General features: G+C 39.7%; 16 protein-coding genes and 1 tRNA gene. 15 read left to right on the forward strand and 2 right to left on the reverse strand.

Annotation, left to right across the window (positions count from 1 at the left end; all coding sequences use genetic code 11):
• Positions 1 to 23: 23 nt before the first annotated feature.
• A complete protein-coding gene (locus A3G9_RS0100500; protein WP_002816475.1) occupies positions 24 to 464 on the reverse strand; it encodes a universal stress protein in 441 nt (146 codons plus the stop codon).
• 106 nt (positions 465 to 570) lie between these two features.
• Positions 571 to 1800, reverse strand: a complete 1230-nt coding sequence (locus A3G9_RS0100505) for an MFS transporter (RefSeq protein WP_002821658.1) — start codon at positions 1798 to 1800, stop codon at positions 571 to 573.
• Between the two features lie 432 nt (positions 1801 to 2232).
• On the opposite strand from A3G9_RS0100505, the gene A3G9_RS0100510 reads away from it, so the two are divergent.
• The 15 genes from A3G9_RS0100510 (at position 2233) to A3G9_RS0100580 (ending at position 18784) form a co-directional block, all read left to right on the forward strand.
• Positions 2233 to 3618 carry a UDP-N-acetylmuramoyl-tripeptide--D-alanyl-D-alanine ligase gene (locus tag A3G9_RS0100510; RefSeq protein WP_002821659.1) on the forward strand — a complete coding sequence of 462 codons (1386 nt, stop codon included), beginning with the start codon at positions 2233 to 2235 and terminating at the stop codon, positions 3616 to 3618.
• Between the two features lie 115 nt (positions 3619 to 3733).
• A complete protein-coding gene (gene cshA / locus A3G9_RS0100515; RefSeq protein ID WP_002821660.1) occupies positions 3734 to 5299 on the forward strand; it encodes a degradosome RNA helicase CshA in 1566 nt (521 codons plus the stop codon).
• Positions 5296 to 5691 carry a holo-ACP synthase gene (gene acpS / locus A3G9_RS0100520; RefSeq protein ID WP_002819461.1) on the forward strand — a complete coding sequence of 132 codons (396 nt, stop codon included), beginning with the start codon at positions 5296 to 5298 and terminating at the stop codon, positions 5689 to 5691. The genes cshA and acpS overlap by 4 nt, the downstream gene beginning before the upstream one ends.
• Complete coding sequence (gene alr, locus A3G9_RS0100525; RefSeq protein WP_002821661.1) at positions 5672 to 6832, forward strand: alanine racemase; 1161 nt, start codon at positions 5672 to 5674, stop codon at positions 6830 to 6832. Before acpS ends, alr begins: the two co-directional genes overlap by 20 nt.
• On the forward strand, positions 6825 to 7181 hold the full coding sequence (locus A3G9_RS0100530) for a type II toxin-antitoxin system PemK/MazF family toxin (protein ID WP_002825582.1): 357 nt from the start codon (positions 6825 to 6827) through the stop codon (positions 7179 to 7181). The genes alr and A3G9_RS0100530 overlap by 8 nt, the downstream gene beginning before the upstream one ends.
• Positions 7182 to 7237: 56 nt before the next feature.
• Positions 7238 to 8077 (forward strand): peptidylprolyl isomerase, encoded by an 840-nt coding sequence (locus tag A3G9_RS0100535; protein ID WP_002821662.1) that lies wholly within the window; start codon positions 7238 to 7240, stop codon positions 8075 to 8077.
• A gap of 70 nt (positions 8078 to 8147) precedes the next feature.
• Positions 8148 to 9995 (forward strand): APC family permease, encoded by a 1848-nt coding sequence (locus A3G9_RS0100540; RefSeq protein ID WP_002821663.1) that lies wholly within the window; start codon positions 8148 to 8150, stop codon positions 9993 to 9995.
• 30 nt (positions 9996 to 10025) lie between these two features.
• Positions 10026 to 10099: transfer RNA gene (locus A3G9_RS0100545), tRNA-Pro, on the forward strand.
• Between the two features lie 107 nt (positions 10100 to 10206).
• Complete coding sequence (locus tag A3G9_RS0100550) at positions 10207 to 11967, forward strand: ABC transporter ATP-binding protein (protein WP_002821664.1); 1761 nt, start codon at positions 10207 to 10209, stop codon at positions 11965 to 11967.
• Positions 11967 to 13781, forward strand: coding sequence for an ABC transporter ATP-binding protein (locus A3G9_RS0100555; protein WP_002821665.1), 1815 nt, complete (start codon positions 11967 to 11969; stop codon positions 13779 to 13781). Before A3G9_RS0100550 ends, A3G9_RS0100555 begins: the two co-directional genes overlap by 1 nt.
• Positions 13782 to 13876: 95 nt before the next feature.
• Positions 13877 to 14632, forward strand: coding sequence for an amino acid ABC transporter ATP-binding protein (locus tag A3G9_RS0100560; RefSeq protein ID WP_002816537.1), 756 nt, complete (start codon positions 13877 to 13879; stop codon positions 14630 to 14632).
• Between the two features lie 14 nt (positions 14633 to 14646).
• Complete coding sequence (locus A3G9_RS0100565) at positions 14647 to 15510, forward strand: transporter substrate-binding domain-containing protein (RefSeq protein ID WP_002821666.1); 864 nt, start codon at positions 14647 to 14649, stop codon at positions 15508 to 15510.
• On the forward strand, positions 15507 to 16151 hold the full coding sequence (locus A3G9_RS0100570) for an amino acid ABC transporter permease (protein WP_002819452.1): 645 nt from the start codon (positions 15507 to 15509) through the stop codon (positions 16149 to 16151). Before A3G9_RS0100565 ends, A3G9_RS0100570 begins: the two co-directional genes overlap by 4 nt.
• Positions 16152 to 16161: 10 nt before the next feature.
• Entirely contained in the window at positions 16162 to 16830 is a 669-nt protein-coding gene (locus A3G9_RS0100575; protein ID WP_002821667.1) for an amino acid ABC transporter permease, read from the forward strand.
• 64 nt (positions 16831 to 16894) lie between these two features.
• Positions 16895 to 18784, forward strand: a complete 1890-nt coding sequence (locus A3G9_RS0100580; protein WP_002821668.1) for a M13-type metalloendopeptidase — start codon at positions 16895 to 16897, stop codon at positions 18782 to 18784.

Raw genomic sequence — 18784 nt, forward strand, 5'->3', positions numbered from 1 at the left:
CCCGCAAATAAAATTGCAGGTTTTTATTTTGTGATCAGAACATCAATCTTGGCATTTCTGACAACGAAGGACGTTACTGAACCAATTAGAAGTTTTTCGATATTATTTAATCCGGTAGCGCCGACAATCAAAAGATCGGCTTTGAATTTCTCCGGAAGTTTGTAGGCAATCAGTTGCCTTGGAGATCCATACTCAACATGTGTTTTAACATTCTTAACGCCAGATTCAATTGCCTGTTTTTTCAATTTTTCCAAACTGTCCAAGGACTCGTTTGTAAGTTTCTCCAAGAACTTCTCATCGAAAGTTCCCATTGATTGGAGCGAAGGAGTATCGATTACGTGCGCAATAACCAATTTCGTTTCTTTACCATGAACAGCAGCCATCGTAACGGCTTTTTTAAAAGCATCACCTGCTTCTTTACTGCCATCGGTTGCAATTAAGATTGTTTTATATGCAATGTCCATACCTTTATTTTAGGCATTTTCAGCCCGATTATCAATTTGAATCGAACTTCAATCATCACTTTGAAGAAAGTGACTTCTTTGAAAAACAATCACAGATTTTGAGCAGTTAACTATTTGAACGACTGACCCGAAGCGGTTTGGAAAAAGTAAAGAAACTAATTAAATTAATCATGATCATAATCCCACTTACAATGAAAACTCCACGGTAGTCGAAAATATTCGCTACCAGTGATCCCAATAAAGGACCAAAGACGTTTCCCATTGCCAAAAAACTTTGATTATAAGAAAAAATCCGGCTGGTAAATTCTTGAGGTGTTTCGTGAGCGAGAATTGCTTGGATGGCCGGATTCATTGCTGCCGTTGTCAAGCCGATGAAAAGACGCAAAACGAACAGCACCCAAACATTTGAGACGAAAGCCATCGGTATCATTGAAACAATCCCAATTAAAAAACCGCCGATAACCAATTTTTCCGATCCGATCCGATCACCCAGACGACCGAAGCGGGGTGCGAAAATTATCGCCGTCATACCTGGCGCCGCTGCAATTAAACCAGCAATCATTGATAGATGGCTTTCATTTGGTTCCAGCAATTGCCGGACATATTGTGACAAGATCGGGTTAATTGAATTCGTCACGAGATTAACAATCATTGAGGTAATGAAAAGTCCAAAAACCATCATTGGATATTTTGCCGATTTTAAAGCTGATGGTTGTTTTCCTGTCGGTTTTTCAGTCACCAGGGTTGATTTATCTTCATGAACGCCAATTAAAGTTAGAAATGTCAACAGGAAGAAAATCGACCCGGTAATAAAAAAGGGCATCCGATAACCAAAAATATTCGCCAAGAACCCACCTAATAAAGGACCTATCAGTGCGCCTGACGTATAACCGGTTACAACGATTCCCAAAGCGTGTCCGGAATAAATTTTTGGTGTGTCTTTGGCGACTAGAGCGTTGGCATTGGAAACATAACCATTGAAAAAACCCATTAAAAATCTTAGCCCGATTAAGACCCAAACACTTGTCGAAAAACCGGTCAAAGTGTAAACGACAGCCATTCCCAATGCTGCCCTAATCAACATTGGTTTCCGGCCGACCCGATCGGCGAGTTTTCCCCAAATCGGCGAGACAATCGCCGTCATTAAAAAGGTCGAAGAAAAAGCAATTCCGGAGTAAAGATTGACTTCTGCTTTGGTAAAGTTTCCCAAAGTTTCGGTAAAAAGGCTTAAAAAGGGCAGTACCTCTCCGGAACCGACACCAATCATGAAAGTTCCGAACCACAGGATATATATATTTCTTTGCCAATTTGGCAGGTCATTTAGTTTTTTAAACATGTTTGCCTCTTAATAAAAAATATCAGCAGTCGATAACGAATCGTTTTTTTCGATTATCTATAATTGATTACTTGAAAAGTAGTTGCTAACTTCCATATAATTCAGAGGCTTGCCGGTTAAAATAATTTATTAAACGGAGACAAATTTATGAAGATCAGCACTGTTCAAGAAATCAGATATTGTATTGGCTGATTAAAAATTAACTTGGGTTAAAGCCCAAATGGTCTTTTCGGATTTTAAAATGAATGAAAAGAAAAAAGCTTGATCGCTGCTTCAACGAACGTATATTAAAATAGATGTTGCAGCTGCACTTGGCGCCTATCATTATACGCCAGTCCGATTAGTTAGTTTTATGAAAAGAAAAATTAATCAAGCTATCTCCAGGTTCGAACCGTTCATTTTATTTAGGACAGAGAAGGAAAAAATATTAAAATGCATTATTCAATTGCGGAAATTTGTAAAATTGTTGATGGAAAACTTATTAATATCAGCAACCGGCAAGCTAATGAGACTTTTGTCGACAGTCTTGATTTCGACAGTCGAAAAATTAAACAGGGCGCTTTGTTTTTACCGATTTCCGACCATGATAATGCGTCGGTTCACAAACTCTTTTCGGATTATACGATTGCCGAGAAGGATGGTCATAAATTTATTAATTCTGCTTTGAAAAACGGGGCAGTTGCCAGCTTTGCCGATCATATTGTCCAAACGAGTCTGCCTTTGATTCTTGTTTCCGATACACAATTAGCCTTGTGGGCATTAGCTAAAAATTACTTGAATAAAATTAATCCCAAGCGAATTGCTGTGACCGGCAGCAACGGCAAGACGACAACCAAGGATCTGATTGCATCTGTTTTATCAAGGAAATACAAGGTTCACCGAACTGTAGCCAGCAATAACAACGAAATCGGTGTCCCGACAACAATTTTGAATATGCCGGCAGATACCGAAATCGCGGTTATTGAAATGGGGATGGACCATCTGGGACAATTAACGGCTTTGTCAAAAATGCTTGAACCTAACATCGCTCTGATCACGATGATCGGAGAGGCTCACATCGAGTTTTTTAAAACAAGAGACAAAATAGCCGACGCCAAAATGGAGATAATTAAAGGTTTAAAAAAAGACGGAACTTTCATTTACGATGGCGATGAGATTCTTTTAAAAGAACGCGCCGATCTATTTTCCGGGGAAAAAGTTACTTTTGGCGAAAAAGAATCCAATAATTTTTGGGTCAGCCAAATAGAAGACAAAAAACGCTTGTCTTTTAAAGTCAACCAAGAGACTTATTCGGTAAATCTTTTAGGAAAGTTTAATGCTGACAACTGTGCTGCTGCCGTGGCAGTTGCTAAAGAATTTAATTTAAGCAGCAAAACGATTCAGGAAGGTTTTGATAATTTGCAAATCACAAAAAACCGTTTGCAGCTGCTGACTGGTTCTAAAGGAGAAACGATTATTTCCGATGTCTATAATTCGAACCCGACCGCTGCTATTAAAGCGATTGAAATTTTAAAAGATTTCCCAACCCAGGGAAAAAAGATTCTTGTTTTGGGAGATATGCTTGAACTTGGCGACCAGGAAGTTTCTTTGCACCTTGCTTTAAAAGCTCCAATCGAAAGGGCGGCTTTTGATGAGGTTTATCTTGTTGGTCCGATCATGAAAAGTTTGGCTGTGAAAATGCAGGCCCGCTGGTATGATAAGGCTTTTTTAACCGACCTGAGCCGTGATTTGCAAAGCAGTTTGTCTAAAAATGATGTAGTATTATTAAAAGCTAGTCACGGGATTCATTTAGAAAAAGTAGAACGAGCGTTGATTTGAGTTGCAAAAGGTTTAACAATCCCGTACACTTAGGAAGAATGATTAGCTACGTTTGAGCAACGGATTTTGCAAGTGGCACATTTATACGTTTTACAAAATTTAGGAGATTAAAATATTGAAATTTGAAGAATTTGGACTTAGTCCAGAACTTTTGTCTGCGGTCAAAAAGCATGGTTACGATGAAGCAACCCCGATTCAGGAAAAAACAATTCCGTTGATTATACAGGGAGTTGATGTCATTGGCCAAGCACAGACCGGTACAGGTAAGACGGCAGCTTTTGGTTTGCCGATTTTAGAAGAAGTGGATCCAAAGAACCCACAAATCCAAGCCTTGGTTATCAGCCCAACACGCGAGTTGGCTATGCAGACCGAAGAAGAACTCAACAAGCTTGGTTCCGACAAACACGTGAAAACTCAAGTTGTTTTCGGTGGGTATGATATTCGCCGACAGATCCATGCTTTAAAAGAACATCCACAAATCCTTGTCGGTACTCCCGGACGATTGATTGATCATTTGAATCGTCATACGATTGATTTTCGCGGAGTTAAGACTTTGGTAATCGATGAAGCCGACGAGATGCTAAACATGGGTTTCTTGGAAGATATCGAAACGATTGTTCATTACACGCCGGATGATCGTCAAACTTTACTTTTTTCTGCAACGATGCCTGACGACATTAAGAAAATAGGCGTTAAATTTATGGAAGATCCCGAAGAAGTCCACATTGCTTCTAAGGGTCTGACTATCGATTTGGTTGACCAATATCTGGTTAATACTCGCGAATATGAAAAGTTCGATGCGATGACACGCTTATTCGATGTCGAACAACCTGAACTGGCAATTGTCTTTGGTCGGACAAAGCGTCGGGTTGACGAATTGACCAAAGCTTTGCAGCTCCGTGGCTATAAAGCTGCCGGAATTCATGGCGATTTGGATCAAGCAGCCCGTATGCGGACTTTACGTTCCTTTAAAAAAGGAGAATTGCAGTTCTTGGTTGCAACCGATGTTGCGGCTCGTGGCTTGGATATTTCCGGAGTTACGCATGTTTATAATTACGATGTTCCCCAAGATCCCGAGTCTTACGTTCACCGGATCGGTCGTACCGGTCGTGCCGGACACCATGGTGTTTCTGTAACTTTTGTTGTTCGTGGTGAAATTGATTATCTGCGGGCAATTGAAAAATTGATCAATAAGCGTATGGCCGCTTTAAAGCCGCCTTCGGCTGAAGAAGCGCATATTGCCCGTCTGAAGAACGCCAAAGCAGAGACTTATGCTGTTTTGGGTAAAACAACTATTGATAACGTCGAAGACGAAGCAACAGAAATTGCCAATCAATACGATGCTAAGTTAATCGCAGCTGCATTGTTGCACGCTCTGTCCAAAGATGATGAAAGAACTCGTCCTGTCGATATCGCACAGGAAAAGCCTCTTCCGCGTCGTCATAGTTCATCTGACCACGGTCATAACTTCCGTAGTGGACGCTCTAATGGCAATCGTGGTCGCAATGGTCATAGCAATGGCAACCGCGGTGGTCGTCGTGGCGGATTTAAAAAAGAATTTGTAATTGATCGTGGCCATAAGCCGGCCGATCGTCGCAATCAACGAATTCAGGCACGTCCAAAAGGGGTTGCGAAAGCGGCTCCGAAAAAACGTGAGTTTAAAATTGTCAAAAAGTCATGAGTTATCGAATTGGGATTGATATAGAATCAATTAGTGATGTTCAGGCTGCTGCCGAGAAGCATAAACAATTCTTGGATAAGGTTTTAACGAAGTCCGAACAAAAGCAATTGGCTGGTCGTAAAGGTAATGGATACTATGCCTATTTGGCCGGTCGTTTTTCTTCTAAAGAAGCTTACGCAAAAGCAACTGGTTTTGGAATTGGCAGCAAAGTTAATTTCACGGATATTGAAATCCTGGATGATGAAAATGGAGCACCAAGACTTTCAGTTTCTGGTAGGTCTCTTTTTTTAAATGCAAAAAGTTATCAAATTTCCATCTCACATAAGATAAAATTAGATTTGGTAGCTACTGAAGTATTAATTGAGGTTGAAGATGGTAACAGCGATTCATAGACCAACTTGGGTCAGCGTCGATTTAGACGCAGCCGCACATAATTTACAAGAGATTAGAGAGTGGACAAAAGCAAAAAAGGTATATGCAGTCTTAAAGGCGGATGGTTATGGTTTGGGAGCCATTCCGTTAGCAAAAGCTTTTCAGGAAACAGCTTCTGCAGATGCTCTGATTGTTTCTAATTTGGATGAGGCACTTGAACTTCGTCAGGCTGATTTGACTTTGCCGATTTGGGTACTTGGAGCTTGGGATTATTCTGATTTAAAACTTTTTATTGACCATGATATTGTCATTACTATTCCAAGTCTTGCTTGGCTGCAGAACTTGCCTGATTTTGAGGGGACCTTAAAAGTCAGTCTTGCGATCGATACTGGAATGACACGAATTGGTTTTGATAAAGCTGACGAAATTTCAGCTGCCAAAAAAATTATCGATAAAAATCCTCAACTGGATTTATTTTCTGTTTATACTCATTTTGCTACAGCGGATGAAGCTGGTGAAAAGAGCAAAGCTTATTTTGAAGAACAGCTCCGGCGTTGGCAGGAATTAACCATTAATCAAGGATTCGACCCTTCATTATTTAGTATGGCCAATTCGGCCACTTGTATCTGGCATCACGACGACCCAAGAATATCTTTTGCAGCAATTCGTCCTGGCCAATTGATTTCTGGTGTTAATGTAAGTAACGGTGAACTTAAAATGCCACCGAATTTGCATTTGGAAAGAATTTTTTCTGTTTGTTCGGAGATCGCCGATGTTCGTTTTGTTAAAAAAGATCAATCTTTGAGTTATGGCGCCAGCGAAAGAATGCCTGAAGATGGTTACGTTGCTACATTACCTTTCGGATACAATGATGGTTGGTTGAGACGAATGCAAAAGAGTTCTGTAATTATTAATGGAAAGAGAATGCCGATTATCGGCCGCATTACAATGGACCAGACAATGGTTAAATTGGATCGTAAATATCCAATTGGTACGCGGGTTACTTTAATCGGGAAAGATGGTGGCGAACAAATCACTGTCGAGGAAGTTGCTAATTATTCGCATACAATCGTTGATGAAATTCAGACGACTCTGGCACCTCGGATCAAAAGGATTTATACTGGCGACTTAGCCGAAGTAATCGGTGCAAATTATGGTTAGGAAAAAGGTGCCTGAACGCGGGGATATTTATTATGCTGATCTATCTCCAATTATTGGTTCCGAACAGGGAGGCGTTCGGCCGGTTTTGATTTTGCAAAATGATACCGGCAATATTAATTCCCCAACGGTTATAATCGCGGCCATGACTTCAAAACTAGGCAAGACAAAATTGCCCACCCACGTTTGGCTTCCGGCAAGTGCAACGAAATTAAAAAAACCATCAATTATTATGCTCGAACAGATCAGAACAATCGATAAACGCCGATTACACGATTTCGTTGATACGCTTGAGGAAAAAAATTTAAATGATGTTGTCAAAGCTTTGAAAATCAGTCTAAATCTTGACTGATTTTTTTATTCTTGTTTAATGAAAGTTTTTTTTATTATCTGTATGATAAAAGGGTTATGACTAAAAGAAATAAAATTTTAATTGGGATTGGAAGCTTATTAGTGGTGGTTTTTTTTGTTTTTGAAATCATTATTATGGTTAAGCAGGAACAAGCTAGCGAAGCTGCTTCTAGTTCGAGCAGCCAGGCTTCGACAAGTAGTTCTTCAAGTACTCTGAATGCAAAATATACAACGAGCGAGTTAAATAAATTGGATCTACCGCAACTTTCGACAACTATCGGGTCGGAAGAAACGAAAGTTACAATCGAAACGACCGATGGTACAATTGTTGCTAAAATTTTCAACAAATATGCTCCTTTGGCAGCAGAAAACTTTTTGACCCACGCTAAAGAGGGCTATTACAATAATCTGGATTTCTTCCGAGTTGTTAAAGATTTCATGATTCAGTCCGGTGATCCGGATAACACTGGTCTTGGCGGGAAATCTATTTGGGCTTCCGGCACGCATAAGAATAAGAAAATCGATTCCGGATCGGGATTCAAAAATGAAATCAGCCCAAACCTCTACTTTATTCGAGGAGCAATTGGAATGGCTAATGCTGGTAGCAATACCAATGGTTCTCAATTCTTTATCGAACAAAGTAGTACTAATGTTCAATCGCAAATCACCGATAAGAGTTCTTATCCAACCAAGATTTACGACGCATATAAAAAAGGTGGTACGCCAAGTCTGGACGGTAATTATACTGTCTTTGGACAAGTTATTTCCGGGATGGATGTTGTTGATAAGATTGCCTCTGCAGCCGTTAAGACCAATTCGGTAACTTCCGAGAAATCGGAACCAAAGAAAGCAATTAAAATCACAAAAATCATTGTCGGTAAGGAAGGCGCTCAATAACTATTCGTGAGAAATTTTATTTGCAATTTCTTTTGAAAAAAAATGATTTAGCTACTATAATTATGTAGTTATGTGGAAGTACGTTAAAAGGGTTCTGATTGGCAAGCCGCTAAAAACGAATGACACCGGATCCCAAAGTTTAAATATTTTCAAGGCGCTGGCTTTATTGTCTTCGGATGCCCTATCTTCGGTCGCTTACGGAACGGAAATGATCACTACGGCCTTATTGGCTGGCGGTGCTGCTGCTCTTTGGTTGCAGTTGCCGATTGCCGGCCTGGTTTTGATTTTGCTTGCTGCAATTGCATTATCTTATGTGATGATTATTCGTGCTTACCCATCCGGAGGTGGCGCTTATGCAGTTGCCTCCCAAAATTGGGGCCATTGGATAGGATTGGTTGCCGGCGGCTCTCTACTGGTTGATTATATGCTGACCGTCGCTGTTTCGGCGGCTTCTGCAACTGATGCAATTAGTTCGGCAATTCCTGAAATTCATAATTTTTCTTTGCTTATTTCGATTGCAATTGTTATTTTATTGATGTTGATGAACCTTCGTGGCTTACGAGAATCCGCCAATTTTTTGATGGTTCCAGTATATTTCTTCGTAGCAGCGATGATTGTTATGCTGCTTATCGGTTTTGTTCGTATGGGCTTAGGGCAGATTGCTTATCACGCGCCGACACTGGCTGAAAAAATATCGCCAACGATGACCATTGGTTTTCTCTTGTTTATGAAGGCTTTCTCTTCAGGTTCTTCGTCTTTGACGGGTGTTGAAGCGATTTCGAATTCTGTACCTAATTTCAATAAACCAAAAGAACGAAATGCTTCTAAAACACTTTTGATTCTGGTGTTTATTCTTGGTTTCTTCTTTGGTTCGATCACATTTTTCAGCTATTATCTTGGTATTGTTCCAAACGGGCAGACAACTGTTATGGCACAAATTGCCGATGCTATTTTTGGCGGCACCGGAATTGCTTTTTATGTTTTTCAATTGGCAACGGCTTTGATTTTGACTGTTGCTGCCAATACAGGTTTTTCTGCTTTTCCAATGTTGGCATACAACATGGCTAATGATAAATTTATGCCGCATTTATTTAAGGATAAAGGCGATCGCCTTGGCTATTCAAACGGAATTGTCAGTCTTTCAATTGGTGCGATTGCTCTTTTATTGGTTTTCGACGGTAAGGTTGAAGCATTGATTCCTCTATATACTGTCGGAGTTTTCGTTCCTTTCACTCTGAGCCAGTCGGGAATGATAATTCACTGGTGGCGGGAGCGCGGCAGTTTTTGGATTTTCAAAACGTTGATTAATTTTATCGGCGCATTGATCTCACTGGTCCTGGTTGTGTCGATGTTTACTTTACATTTTTCCGGTGTCTGGCCTTATTTGATTATTATGCCTTTGCTTTTGCGTCTCTTCCATGGAGTTCATTCTCATTATGTCAGTATTGCAAAACAGTTGAAACTGACACCAGCCAAAGCGCGCGTTCACCGTCACGATTACGATGGCGCGATGGTGATTGTTTTTATGGGTAATGTCACTCGTGTTACAATTTCAGCAATGGATTATGCAAGATCCATCGGCGATGAAGTTATTGGAATGCATGTTTCCTTTGATACAGATATTAAAAGAGAAAGAAAAACAGCTAAAGAGTTTGAAAAATATTTTCCCGGTATTCGTTATGTAGATATTCATTCGAGCTATCGTTCCGTGATTGTACCGGCTCGCGAATTTATTGATTCGATGAGTAAACAAGCAACCAAACGGAATTGGTCATTGACCGTCATGGTACCGCAATTTGTTCCAAAACATTGGTGGCAGAACGCGATGCACAACCAGACGGCTTTCAGATTAAGGAATGCTTTTGTTTCTCGTGACGATATTACGATTTCTTCTTACTACTATCACCTCAGAGACTGATAGAATGTTTATTGTGAGTAATCACAATTACGGGATGTAGCTCAGCTTGGTAGAGCACCACGTTCGGGACGTGGGGGTCGTGGGTTCGAATCCCGCCATCCCGATTATCTGTATGAGACTTTGTAAATGACCGGATCTTAGAGTAGGATGGAATTAATTTGATTTAAAAAGTTGTTTACTCAGCTTTTTTTATTTTGGAGAAAGAATTTTTATGGGGATTTTTATAAAATTAAAATGGTTCTTCAAAGAAAATTTGAGGATGTATGCAATTGGATTGTTATTGCTATTTCTAACGGACCTTTCACATGTGGTTCCACCATATATTATTGGTCTTTTTACTAACGAAGTGGTCGATCGCAAACTAACCTGGATTTATTTGCTGGTCTTTTTGTCGATTCTGGCTTTAATTTATTTATTATCTTATTTATTTCGTTATGGTTGGAATACCCACATTATCAAAGGGGCAGCTCTATTAGAAAGAACTTTGCGAAAGCGTCTTTACGACCACTATATGGAGATGGACGCACCTTTTTATCAAAAGTATCGTACCGGTGATTTAATGAGTCACGCGTCAAATGATTTATCTGCAATTCAAAGAGTCGCTTCCGGCGGGATTTTGATGGCTTTCGATTCTTCTGTAAGTATCCTGCTGGTGGTTGCTTCGATGATAATTTTTGTTGACTGGCGTTTAACTTTAATCGCGATTGTGCCTCTTCCTTTTTTGGCAGTTGGCGTTTCGTGGATTATGCCTCGATTAAGAAGAGCCTTTACCCAGTACCAAGAAGGTTTTTCCAAAATGTCAGACCATGCCCAGGAATCATTTCTCGGTATGAAAGTTATTAAAACCCTTGGTCAATCCAAAGAAGATATTCAGGCTTTTAACGAACAAACAGATCGCCAAATCAGGATTAATGCGCGAGTTGCTCGCGTTGATTCGATGTTTGATCCTTTAGCGACTATTATTATGACTTTTTCTTACGTTTCAATGATTATTCTTGGTAGCGAATTTGTCCTTCACAAAACGATCACAATTGGTCAATTGGTCAGTTTTACGGCTTATTTGAGTCAGCTGGTTTGGCCGATGTTTGCTCTGGGACAACTTTTTAATGTTTTGGAACGTGGGAATGCCTCATATGATCGTGTAATGGATTTAATGAATGAAAAAAGTCTGATTCACGATGATCCAAGAGGTGTTAGCGTTGTTAAAGCGGGCGAATTGAATATCCGCATCAAGTCCTTTAATTACCCCGATGATCCAAAAGCTGTTTTAAAAAATATTGATATCAAGGTTCCCAAAGGAAAAACCTTAGGGCTCGTTGGACCGGTCGGCTCCGGCAAAACGACCATTTTGCGACTTCTTTTGCGTGAATTTGATTCTTATGATGGCGAAATAGATTTTTCCGGTCATGATATTCGCGATTACAGATTATCTTCTTATCTAAAAAAAATCGGTTATGTTAGTCAAAATAATTTTCTTTTTTCAACCAACATTGCTAAAAATATCGCTTTTTCCGACCCCGATCTGCCTCAGAACGAAGTTGAAAAAGTTGCTAAATTGGCTGCCTTGCACGATGATATCATGCAAATGCCAAAGCAGTACAATACCGAAGTAGGTGAAAACGGTATTAGTCTTTCCGGCGGCCAACAGCAGCGTGTTGCGATCGCCCGTGCTTTAATTGTTAGTCCGGCAATCTTAATTCTCGATGATGCGCTCTCTGCCGTCGATGCACGGACAGAAAAAGATATTTTAAATGCCTTGCAGCATCAGAGCAGGGACCAAACGACGATTATCTCGGCATCGAGAATTTCCTCAATTATCAATGCCGATGAAATTCTTGTCTTTCAGCACGGAAAAATTATCGAACGTGGAACTCATCACCATCTTTTAGCCCAGAATGGCTACTATGCTAAGACGTTCCATCAGCAGGAAATGGCCTCTCACTATGAAGCTAAATTGACAGGAGGTGACTAATGGCAGAGAAAAAAACTTCCGAAACAACTGAAAATAACAGTGTTTGGGCTCATTCAATTAAAGTTCGAGACCAGCTTGCCGTTGTCTGGCGTTTAATTAAAATGGCACGGCCTTCTTACCTGCTTTTTAGTGGCTCGATTTTCTTTGTAATTATTACGATCGTTTTCGACGGTTACCTGCCCTATATTCTGGAAAATTTCATGAATAAGCAACTTAACGATCCTAGTACGCCATTAAAGACAGTTGTCGCTTTTGCATTAATTTTTGGTTCGATTCGAATTTTTTCGGCAATATTATTGTATTTTCAAAACTTTTGGTATACACAGGCTTCTGAAACAGCCTCGAATAATGTTCGAAAAAAACTTTATTTAAAACTCCATTCCTTGGGCATGCGTTATTTTGATCAGGTTCCCGGCGGTGCCTTGGTCACTCGTGTTATGAATGATACAGAATCTTTTTTTGATTTTTGGACGCTTTTTTTGAATCTTTTATATGCAGTGATTTCGATCATCAGTATTTATATCTTCATGTATTTTTCCGATGCCGGATTATCGATTGGTTTACTTCTGATTATCCCGATTACTTTATTTACCATTTGGATTTATCAAAAATACTCTTCCAGTGTCTACCGAAATATGCGTGCAAAATTATCAACCTTAAATGCCAAGTTAGCCGAATCGATCAACGGAATCGAGACAATTCAGAATTTTCGCCAGGAACAACGGATGATGGGCGAGTTTGAATCTATAAATCAAGAATATTTTGATGCCCGATTTAAAATGGTAAAGATGGATTCACGTTTGCTTGGCCCAATGAATCAACTGCTCCTGGGTTTGTCGATTGTCTTTATTCTTTGGTACTTGGGTAATCAATCTTTTTCGTCGGCAGTAGCTGGCGGGACAATTTATGCTTTTACCAATTGGATTGCCAACATTTTTAATCCTCTGAACAATGTTCAACAAAATTTGTCGACTTTTCAAGATGGGATGGTTGCTGGATATCGAGCCGGCAAGATTCTCGATGATACGACTTACGAACCGGCACAAAATAAAGGAGCTGCTGAAGAGGTTTCTAAAGGAAAAATCGAATTCCAGCACGTTGATTTCTCTTATGATGGTAAAACAACGATTCTTCATGATTTGACTTTTACAGCCGAACCCGGTCAGACCGTTGCGCTGGTTGGCCATACTGGTTCTGGAAAATCTTCGACGATTAATGCTTTGATGCGTTTTTACGAGTTTCAAAAGGGCCGGATTTTGATTGACGGTCATGATATTCGCGATATCGAATTAAATGATTTTCGCAAGAAAATAGGGTTGGTTCTGCAGGACAGCTTTATGTTTTTCGGTGATATAAATTCCAACATCAGGATGTATGATGACTCGATTACCGAACAGCAAATTAAAGCAGCTGCGAAATTTGTCGATGCCGACAATTTTATCGAATCTCTGCCAAAGGGCTATCAAACACCTGTTTTGGAAGGCGGATCGTCCCTCTCGGCCGGTCAAAAACAATTAATTTCTTTTGCTAGGACAATTGTTCGTGATCCGAAAATTCTGATTCTTGATGAAGCAACAGCCAATATTGATACTCAGACTGAAGCAGCAATTCAAAAGGCTTTAAAAAATATGCGGACAAATCGAACGACTATTGCAATTGCCCATCGACTCTCAACGATTAAAGATGCCGATTTGATCCTTGTTTTGGATAAAGGTTCGGTTGTTGAACGCGGTACTCATCGCCAATTACTTGCCAAAAAGGGTTATTATTACGACCTTTATAAGATGCAAAGTATGGAAAATGCCGGGAAATAAAAGATTTCTTTACTTCTTTTTTAGTCTCTGTTTAATATTAATATCGAAAGCCGGTATAATTATTTGTAATTAGAAACAATTTTGAAAGGATTTCAATGGTAGAAAATAATCAGGATAATATGATTCAATTTGTGGACGTAGAAAAATACTATGGTCATTTCCATGCGTTGAAAAATATTAATTTAACGATCAAACGGGGAGAGACGGTCGTTTTAATCGGACCTTCAGGTTCGGGAAAATCAACTTTAATTCGCGCGATAAACGGATTGGAACCAATTCAGGAAGGACATTTGATTGTTAACGGATATGATCTTCATGATCCAAAAACCGATATTAACAAGATTCGTAAACGTGTTGGCATGGTTTTCCAACATTTTAATTTGTACAATAACAAATCGGTGATTGAAAACGTTATGCTTGCTCCGAGAATTGTTAGTCATATTCCGGAAGAAGAAAATGAAAAATATGCCTTGGAGTTATTGGATCGCGTTGGTTTAAAAGACAAAGCTGGTTCAATGCCAAGTATGTTGTCTGGTGGACAAAAACAACGTGTTGCGATTGCCCGCAGCCTGGCAATGAAGCCGTCGGCACTTCTTTTTGATGAGCCGACTTCTGCCTTGGATCCGGAAATGATCGGCGACGTGTTAAGAATTATTCAAAATATTGCAAAAGATTCCGATATGACCAGTTTGATAGTTACTCATGAGATGAATTTTGCCCAAAACGTTGCTAATCGAGTTATTTTTATGGCTGACGGAGAAGTACTCGAAGATTCAAAGACGAGTGATTTCTTTAAAAAACCGAAAAGTGTCCGCGCGCAACAATTTGTTGATCAAGTTCAAAATCATTAAAGAAGAGAGGAATTATGGAGAAGGCAAAAAAGAGAAAGATTGGGATAATTTCATCCATAATTTTGACCTTGTTAATTATTTTTGGCGTGGTTTCGGCATCCGCCCTTGCTGAAAACAATTCTAAACATGTCGATACTTGGGAACGTGTTAAACGACTTGGCAAAATTCGCTGGGGAGTAAAGGCTGACACAAAATTATTCGGTTTAATGGATACTAAAACCGGCCAACCGGAGGGATTTGATGTTGACATTGCCAAAGCCTTGACGGTTCAGCTTTCAAAGCAATCCGGTGTGCCGATGCAGGCTGATTTTACGATTGTTACTTCAAATACCCGTATTCAGCTTTTAAAAAATGCGAACATTGATGGTTTTATTGCAACGGCGACAATTACTCCGGAAAGAGAAAAAGTAATTGATTTTTCTAATTCCTACTTCAAAGCCGGGCAATCGATACTTGTTAAAAAAGGTTCTGGAATAAAGTCGATTAAAGATTTGAATAATTTCAAATCAACCATTATTGGTGTCGCTGGTTCTAATTCTGTTATTAATGTTAAAAAGTTTGCTCCGAAAGCGAAAGTTCTTGCTTTAGGGGATTATGGACAGGCTATGGCTGCTTTGAAAGCTGGTCAAGGTCAGGCGCTTACGACTGATAACGGAATACTTTATGGTCTTGCAACGGAAAATCCTGGTTATACAGTCGTTGGCGGCACTTTTACATCGGAGCCATATGGAGTCGCTTTTGATAATAATCAGCCGGAGATGGTTAAACAGACCAATAAAGCTTTAAAAGCAATTATTGCAAATGGAACCTATAATAAATTAATTAAAAAGTGGTTCCGGGGTGTTCCCGGACTGGATTGGAGGTCGCTTGAAAAATGATCAGTTTACTAACTTCTAATTTTCATTCTTTTCTAGTAGCTTTCGGTTATACTCTGCTTTCAAGTATTATTGCTTTGATTGCTTCGACTGTGTTGGGAACCTTATTTGCGATTTTGCAGATTGTTCCAAGCAAGACGGCGAATGTTATTGCTAGGGCTTATATAGAGGTTTTCCGAAATATTCCGCTTTTAATCATTGTTATGTTCTTTTATCTAGTGGTCACAAAAATTGTTAAGATAGGTGGTTTCACGGCTGGAACGATTGGTTTAACGCTTTATACTTCGGCTTTTATTGCCGAAACCGTTCGTGCCGGGATTAATTCTGTTGGAATTGGTCAAACCGAAGGAGCACGTGCCAATGGATTGTCTTCTTGGCAGACTTTAAGAATTATTATTCTCCCTCAGGCTTTTAAGATTGCTATCCCTTCATTGGGTAATCAATTTATTAATCTCGTTAAGAATTCTTCTATCTTGGCCTTTGTGGCAGGTGGCGACCTGATGTACACAGCGAACAATGTTGCTGCAACGACTTTTGATAGTTTTAATTCTTATATTATTGTAGGAATTTTTTATTTGATTATTACTTTGCCCTTGAATTACTACATGAAGTTTCTGGAGACAAAACTAAAGGGAATGGCTTAAAGGGGGAGTTATGAATATTATTGCAGCTGGAATATTTGACGCTTTTACAAAAAATAATGTCCACTATCTTCTTGGCGGGCTTGGAATTACAGTTGGGGTCTCGATAATTTCCGTTATTGGCAGTTTGATTTTTGGTTCTTTCATAGGAATAATTATTTATGAGAAAATACCTTTCTTATCAAGATATGTTTCGATAATTAATGACGTTATCCGCAATTTACCACTTTTATTGATTATCTTTTTCGTTTATTTCGTTTTGCCGGTAATTGGTATATATTTACCGGTTTTCTGGGCAACTGTGATCGCGATGACCGTTTTTGAATCGACTATGTTGGCTGAGATTATTCGTGGGGGATTGCTAGCGATTCCGATTGGCCAGACCGAAGGAGCCGGGTCGGTTGGAATGACAAATCAGCAGGCGCTGTTAAACATTATTCTTCCTCAGGCAATTAAAAAAATGATTCCACCAATTATCTCTCAATTGATATCTTTGGTTAAGGATACGAGTTTGGCAGTTGGAATTGTTTTGGCTGAAATGACATTTCGTGGACAGATTATTTATGCACAAAATTCGAATTATACAATTCCGGTTTTTATTGCATTAGCGATTATGTACTTCATTCTGAATTACGGTCTTTCTCTGATTGCACGTTGGTTTGACCACAGGATGGCAGCTTGAGACCTATTTTATAGGTCTTTTTTATTTAATATCTATGTTAGAATTGAAACAATTTAGGGGAAAAATGGTTAGAGTACAAGATGATTTGTTTTCAGCGATTAATGAAGAATGGCTGAAAACAGCAAAGATTCGTCCTGACATGCCTTCTGCAAGTTCGTTTACTGATTTATATTTATCAATTGAAGACGATATGCGCGCTGATACAAAAGCTTTTGCCAGCGGCGCAGAACAATCGCCAACTTATTTAAAAAATTTCATTGATCTTTACAAGCTTGCAGGAGATTGGGACAAGCGAAATGAGGAGGGTGCCGAACCGATTAGAAAAGCTTTAAAACCGATTCTTGCTTTAAATAGTTTCCGGGACTTTTCTTTGGCTCTTGCCGATTTAGATTTGAACGGTTATGCCAGCAGTTTTAATGTTGGTGTGACTCCCGATTTTAAACAGGCTGATCGTTATATTTTTTGGGTTGACGAACCCGGTACTATTTTGCCGGATTCTACTTATTATGCCGATGATAATCCGCAAAAAGGACCATTATTGACGGCCTGGTCTAAAATGACAAGCCACTTGCTGATTGCTAGTGGATATTCGAGTAAACAATCCGAGACAATCGTCGAAGATGCTAAAAAATTTGATGCCTTGTTACCGAAGTTGGTTTTAAGTCGTGAAGAACAGACCGAGTACTACAAGAATTATCATCCAAAATCAATTGAGGATTTTTCTGCTTATTTGGATACGATTGATCTAAATGCTTATATTGAAAAATTGGTCGGTAAAAAAGTCGACAAAGTTATTTTGTCTTCCGAACGCTTTTGGAAGGCCGCTAAAGAAGTCTATTCCGAGGATCACTGGCCGATTTTTAAGAACTGGTTGATTGCCAAAAATACCAATTATTTTGCGAGTTTTGCTTCCTATGATCTATTTAAATTTGCCGGTAGCTTTTCAAGAACTTTAACTGGTGCGGCTCAAGCACCTTCACCGGAACGAGAGGCTTATGCGCTTGCTCACAGCCAATTTGGTTTTTTACTTGGAGAATACTTTAGAATCAAGCATTTTTCTCCCGAAGCAAAAAGCAACGTTGAATCAATGATTCACAAAATGATTGCTGTTTATCGCGATCGTCTGACGCATAACGACTGGTTGGGCCCGAAAACGATCAAAAAAGCAATTAATAAGCTTGACCACATAGCAATCAAGATTGGCTATCCTGATAAAGTCCCAACACGTTTTCTAGAAAGAAAGGTTGACCATACTGCCACTCTTATGGATAATTACATTTCTTTGTCGAGACAGGAAGCGCGTTTTCGTCTTAGCCGTTGGAACACAAAGGTCGACACAAGCGAATGGGATATGACAGCCGATACGGTTAATGCTTATTACGATCCTCAAAGTAATTCGATTAATTTCCCGGCTGGGATCCTTCAATTGCCTTTTTATGAGTTTAAACGTGATCCTGCGGCTAATTATGGTGGTATTGGGGCTGTTATCGCTCACGAGGTTTCCCATGCGTTCGATACTAATGGGGCCCGTTTTGATGAAAAAGGTTCGCTGAATAATTGGTGGACCAAAGACGATCTAAAAGAATTTGAAAATCGAGCCAAGGCGATCGTTCAGGCATGGACGAATTTGAAAATCGACGGGGTCCCTGTCAATCCAAAATTAACTTTAACCGAAAACATTGCCGATCTTGGTGGCATGAGTGCGGCTTTGCAGGCCGCTGAAAACGGCGATCATTTTTCGGCTAGACTTTTCTTTTCGACTTGGGCGGCTATTTGGCGAATGAAGGCTAACGATGAATACGTAAAGCTTTTGGCCAGCATAGATGAACATGCTCCAAATAAGCTGCGGGCCAACGAGCCTGTTAAAAATTTTCAGGAATTCTTTGATGCTTTCGCCATTAAGAAAGGTGATGGAATGTATCGTGCTCCTGAAGATCGCGTAAAGCTTTGGTGA

Source organism: Oenococcus oeni DSM 20252 = AWRIB129 (genome assembly GCF_000372485.1).
Classification (GTDB): domain Bacteria; phylum Bacillota; class Bacilli; order Lactobacillales; family Lactobacillaceae; genus Oenococcus; species Oenococcus oeni.

Bases quoted from the DNA above. Each gene is read 5' to 3' on its own strand.
- A3G9_RS0100570 (WP_002819452.1), top strand. From the start codon at position 15,507: ATGATCAGTTTACTAACTTCTAATTTTCATTCTTTTCTAGTAGCTTTC.
- A3G9_RS0100540 (WP_002821663.1), top strand. From the start codon at position 8,148: ATGTGGAAGTACGTTAAAAGGGTTCTGATTGGCAAGCCGCTAAAAACG.
- A3G9_RS0100565 (WP_002821666.1), top strand. From the start codon at position 14,647: ATGGAGAAGGCAAAAAAGAGAAAGATTGGGATAATTTCATCCATAATT.
- A3G9_RS0100510 (WP_002821659.1), top strand. From the start codon at position 2,233: ATGCATTATTCAATTGCGGAAATTTGTAAAATTGTTGATGGAAAACTT.
- A3G9_RS0100550 (WP_002821664.1), top strand. From the start codon at position 10,207: ATGGGGATTTTTATAAAATTAAAATGGTTCTTCAAAGAAAATTTGAGG.
- A3G9_RS0100555 (WP_002821665.1), top strand. From the start codon at position 11,967: ATGGCAGAGAAAAAAACTTCCGAAACAACTGAAAATAACAGTGTTTGG.
- A3G9_RS0100560 (WP_002816537.1), top strand. From the start codon at position 13,877: ATGGTAGAAAATAATCAGGATAATATGATTCAATTTGTGGACGTAGAA.
- acpS (WP_002819461.1), top strand. From the start codon at position 5,296: ATGAGTTATCGAATTGGGATTGATATAGAATCAATTAGTGATGTTCAG.
- A3G9_RS0100575 (WP_002821667.1), top strand. From the start codon at position 16,162: ATGAATATTATTGCAGCTGGAATATTTGACGCTTTTACAAAAAATAAT.
- A3G9_RS0100535 (WP_002821662.1), top strand. From the start codon at position 7,238: ATGACTAAAAGAAATAAAATTTTAATTGGGATTGGAAGCTTATTAGTG.
- A3G9_RS0100500 (WP_002816475.1), bottom strand. From the start codon at position 464: ATGGACATTGCATATAAAACAATCTTAATTGCAACCGATGGCAGTAAA.
- A3G9_RS0100580 (WP_002821668.1), top strand. From the start codon at position 16,895: ATGGTTAGAGTACAAGATGATTTGTTTTCAGCGATTAATGAAGAATGG.
- alr (WP_002821661.1), top strand. From the start codon at position 5,672: ATGGTAACAGCGATTCATAGACCAACTTGGGTCAGCGTCGATTTAGAC.
- A3G9_RS0100505 (WP_002821658.1), bottom strand. From the start codon at position 1,800: ATGTTTAAAAAACTAAATGACCTGCCAAATTGGCAAAGAAATATATAT.
- A3G9_RS0100530 (WP_002825582.1), top strand. From the start codon at position 6,825: ATGGTTAGGAAAAAGGTGCCTGAACGCGGGGATATTTATTATGCTGAT.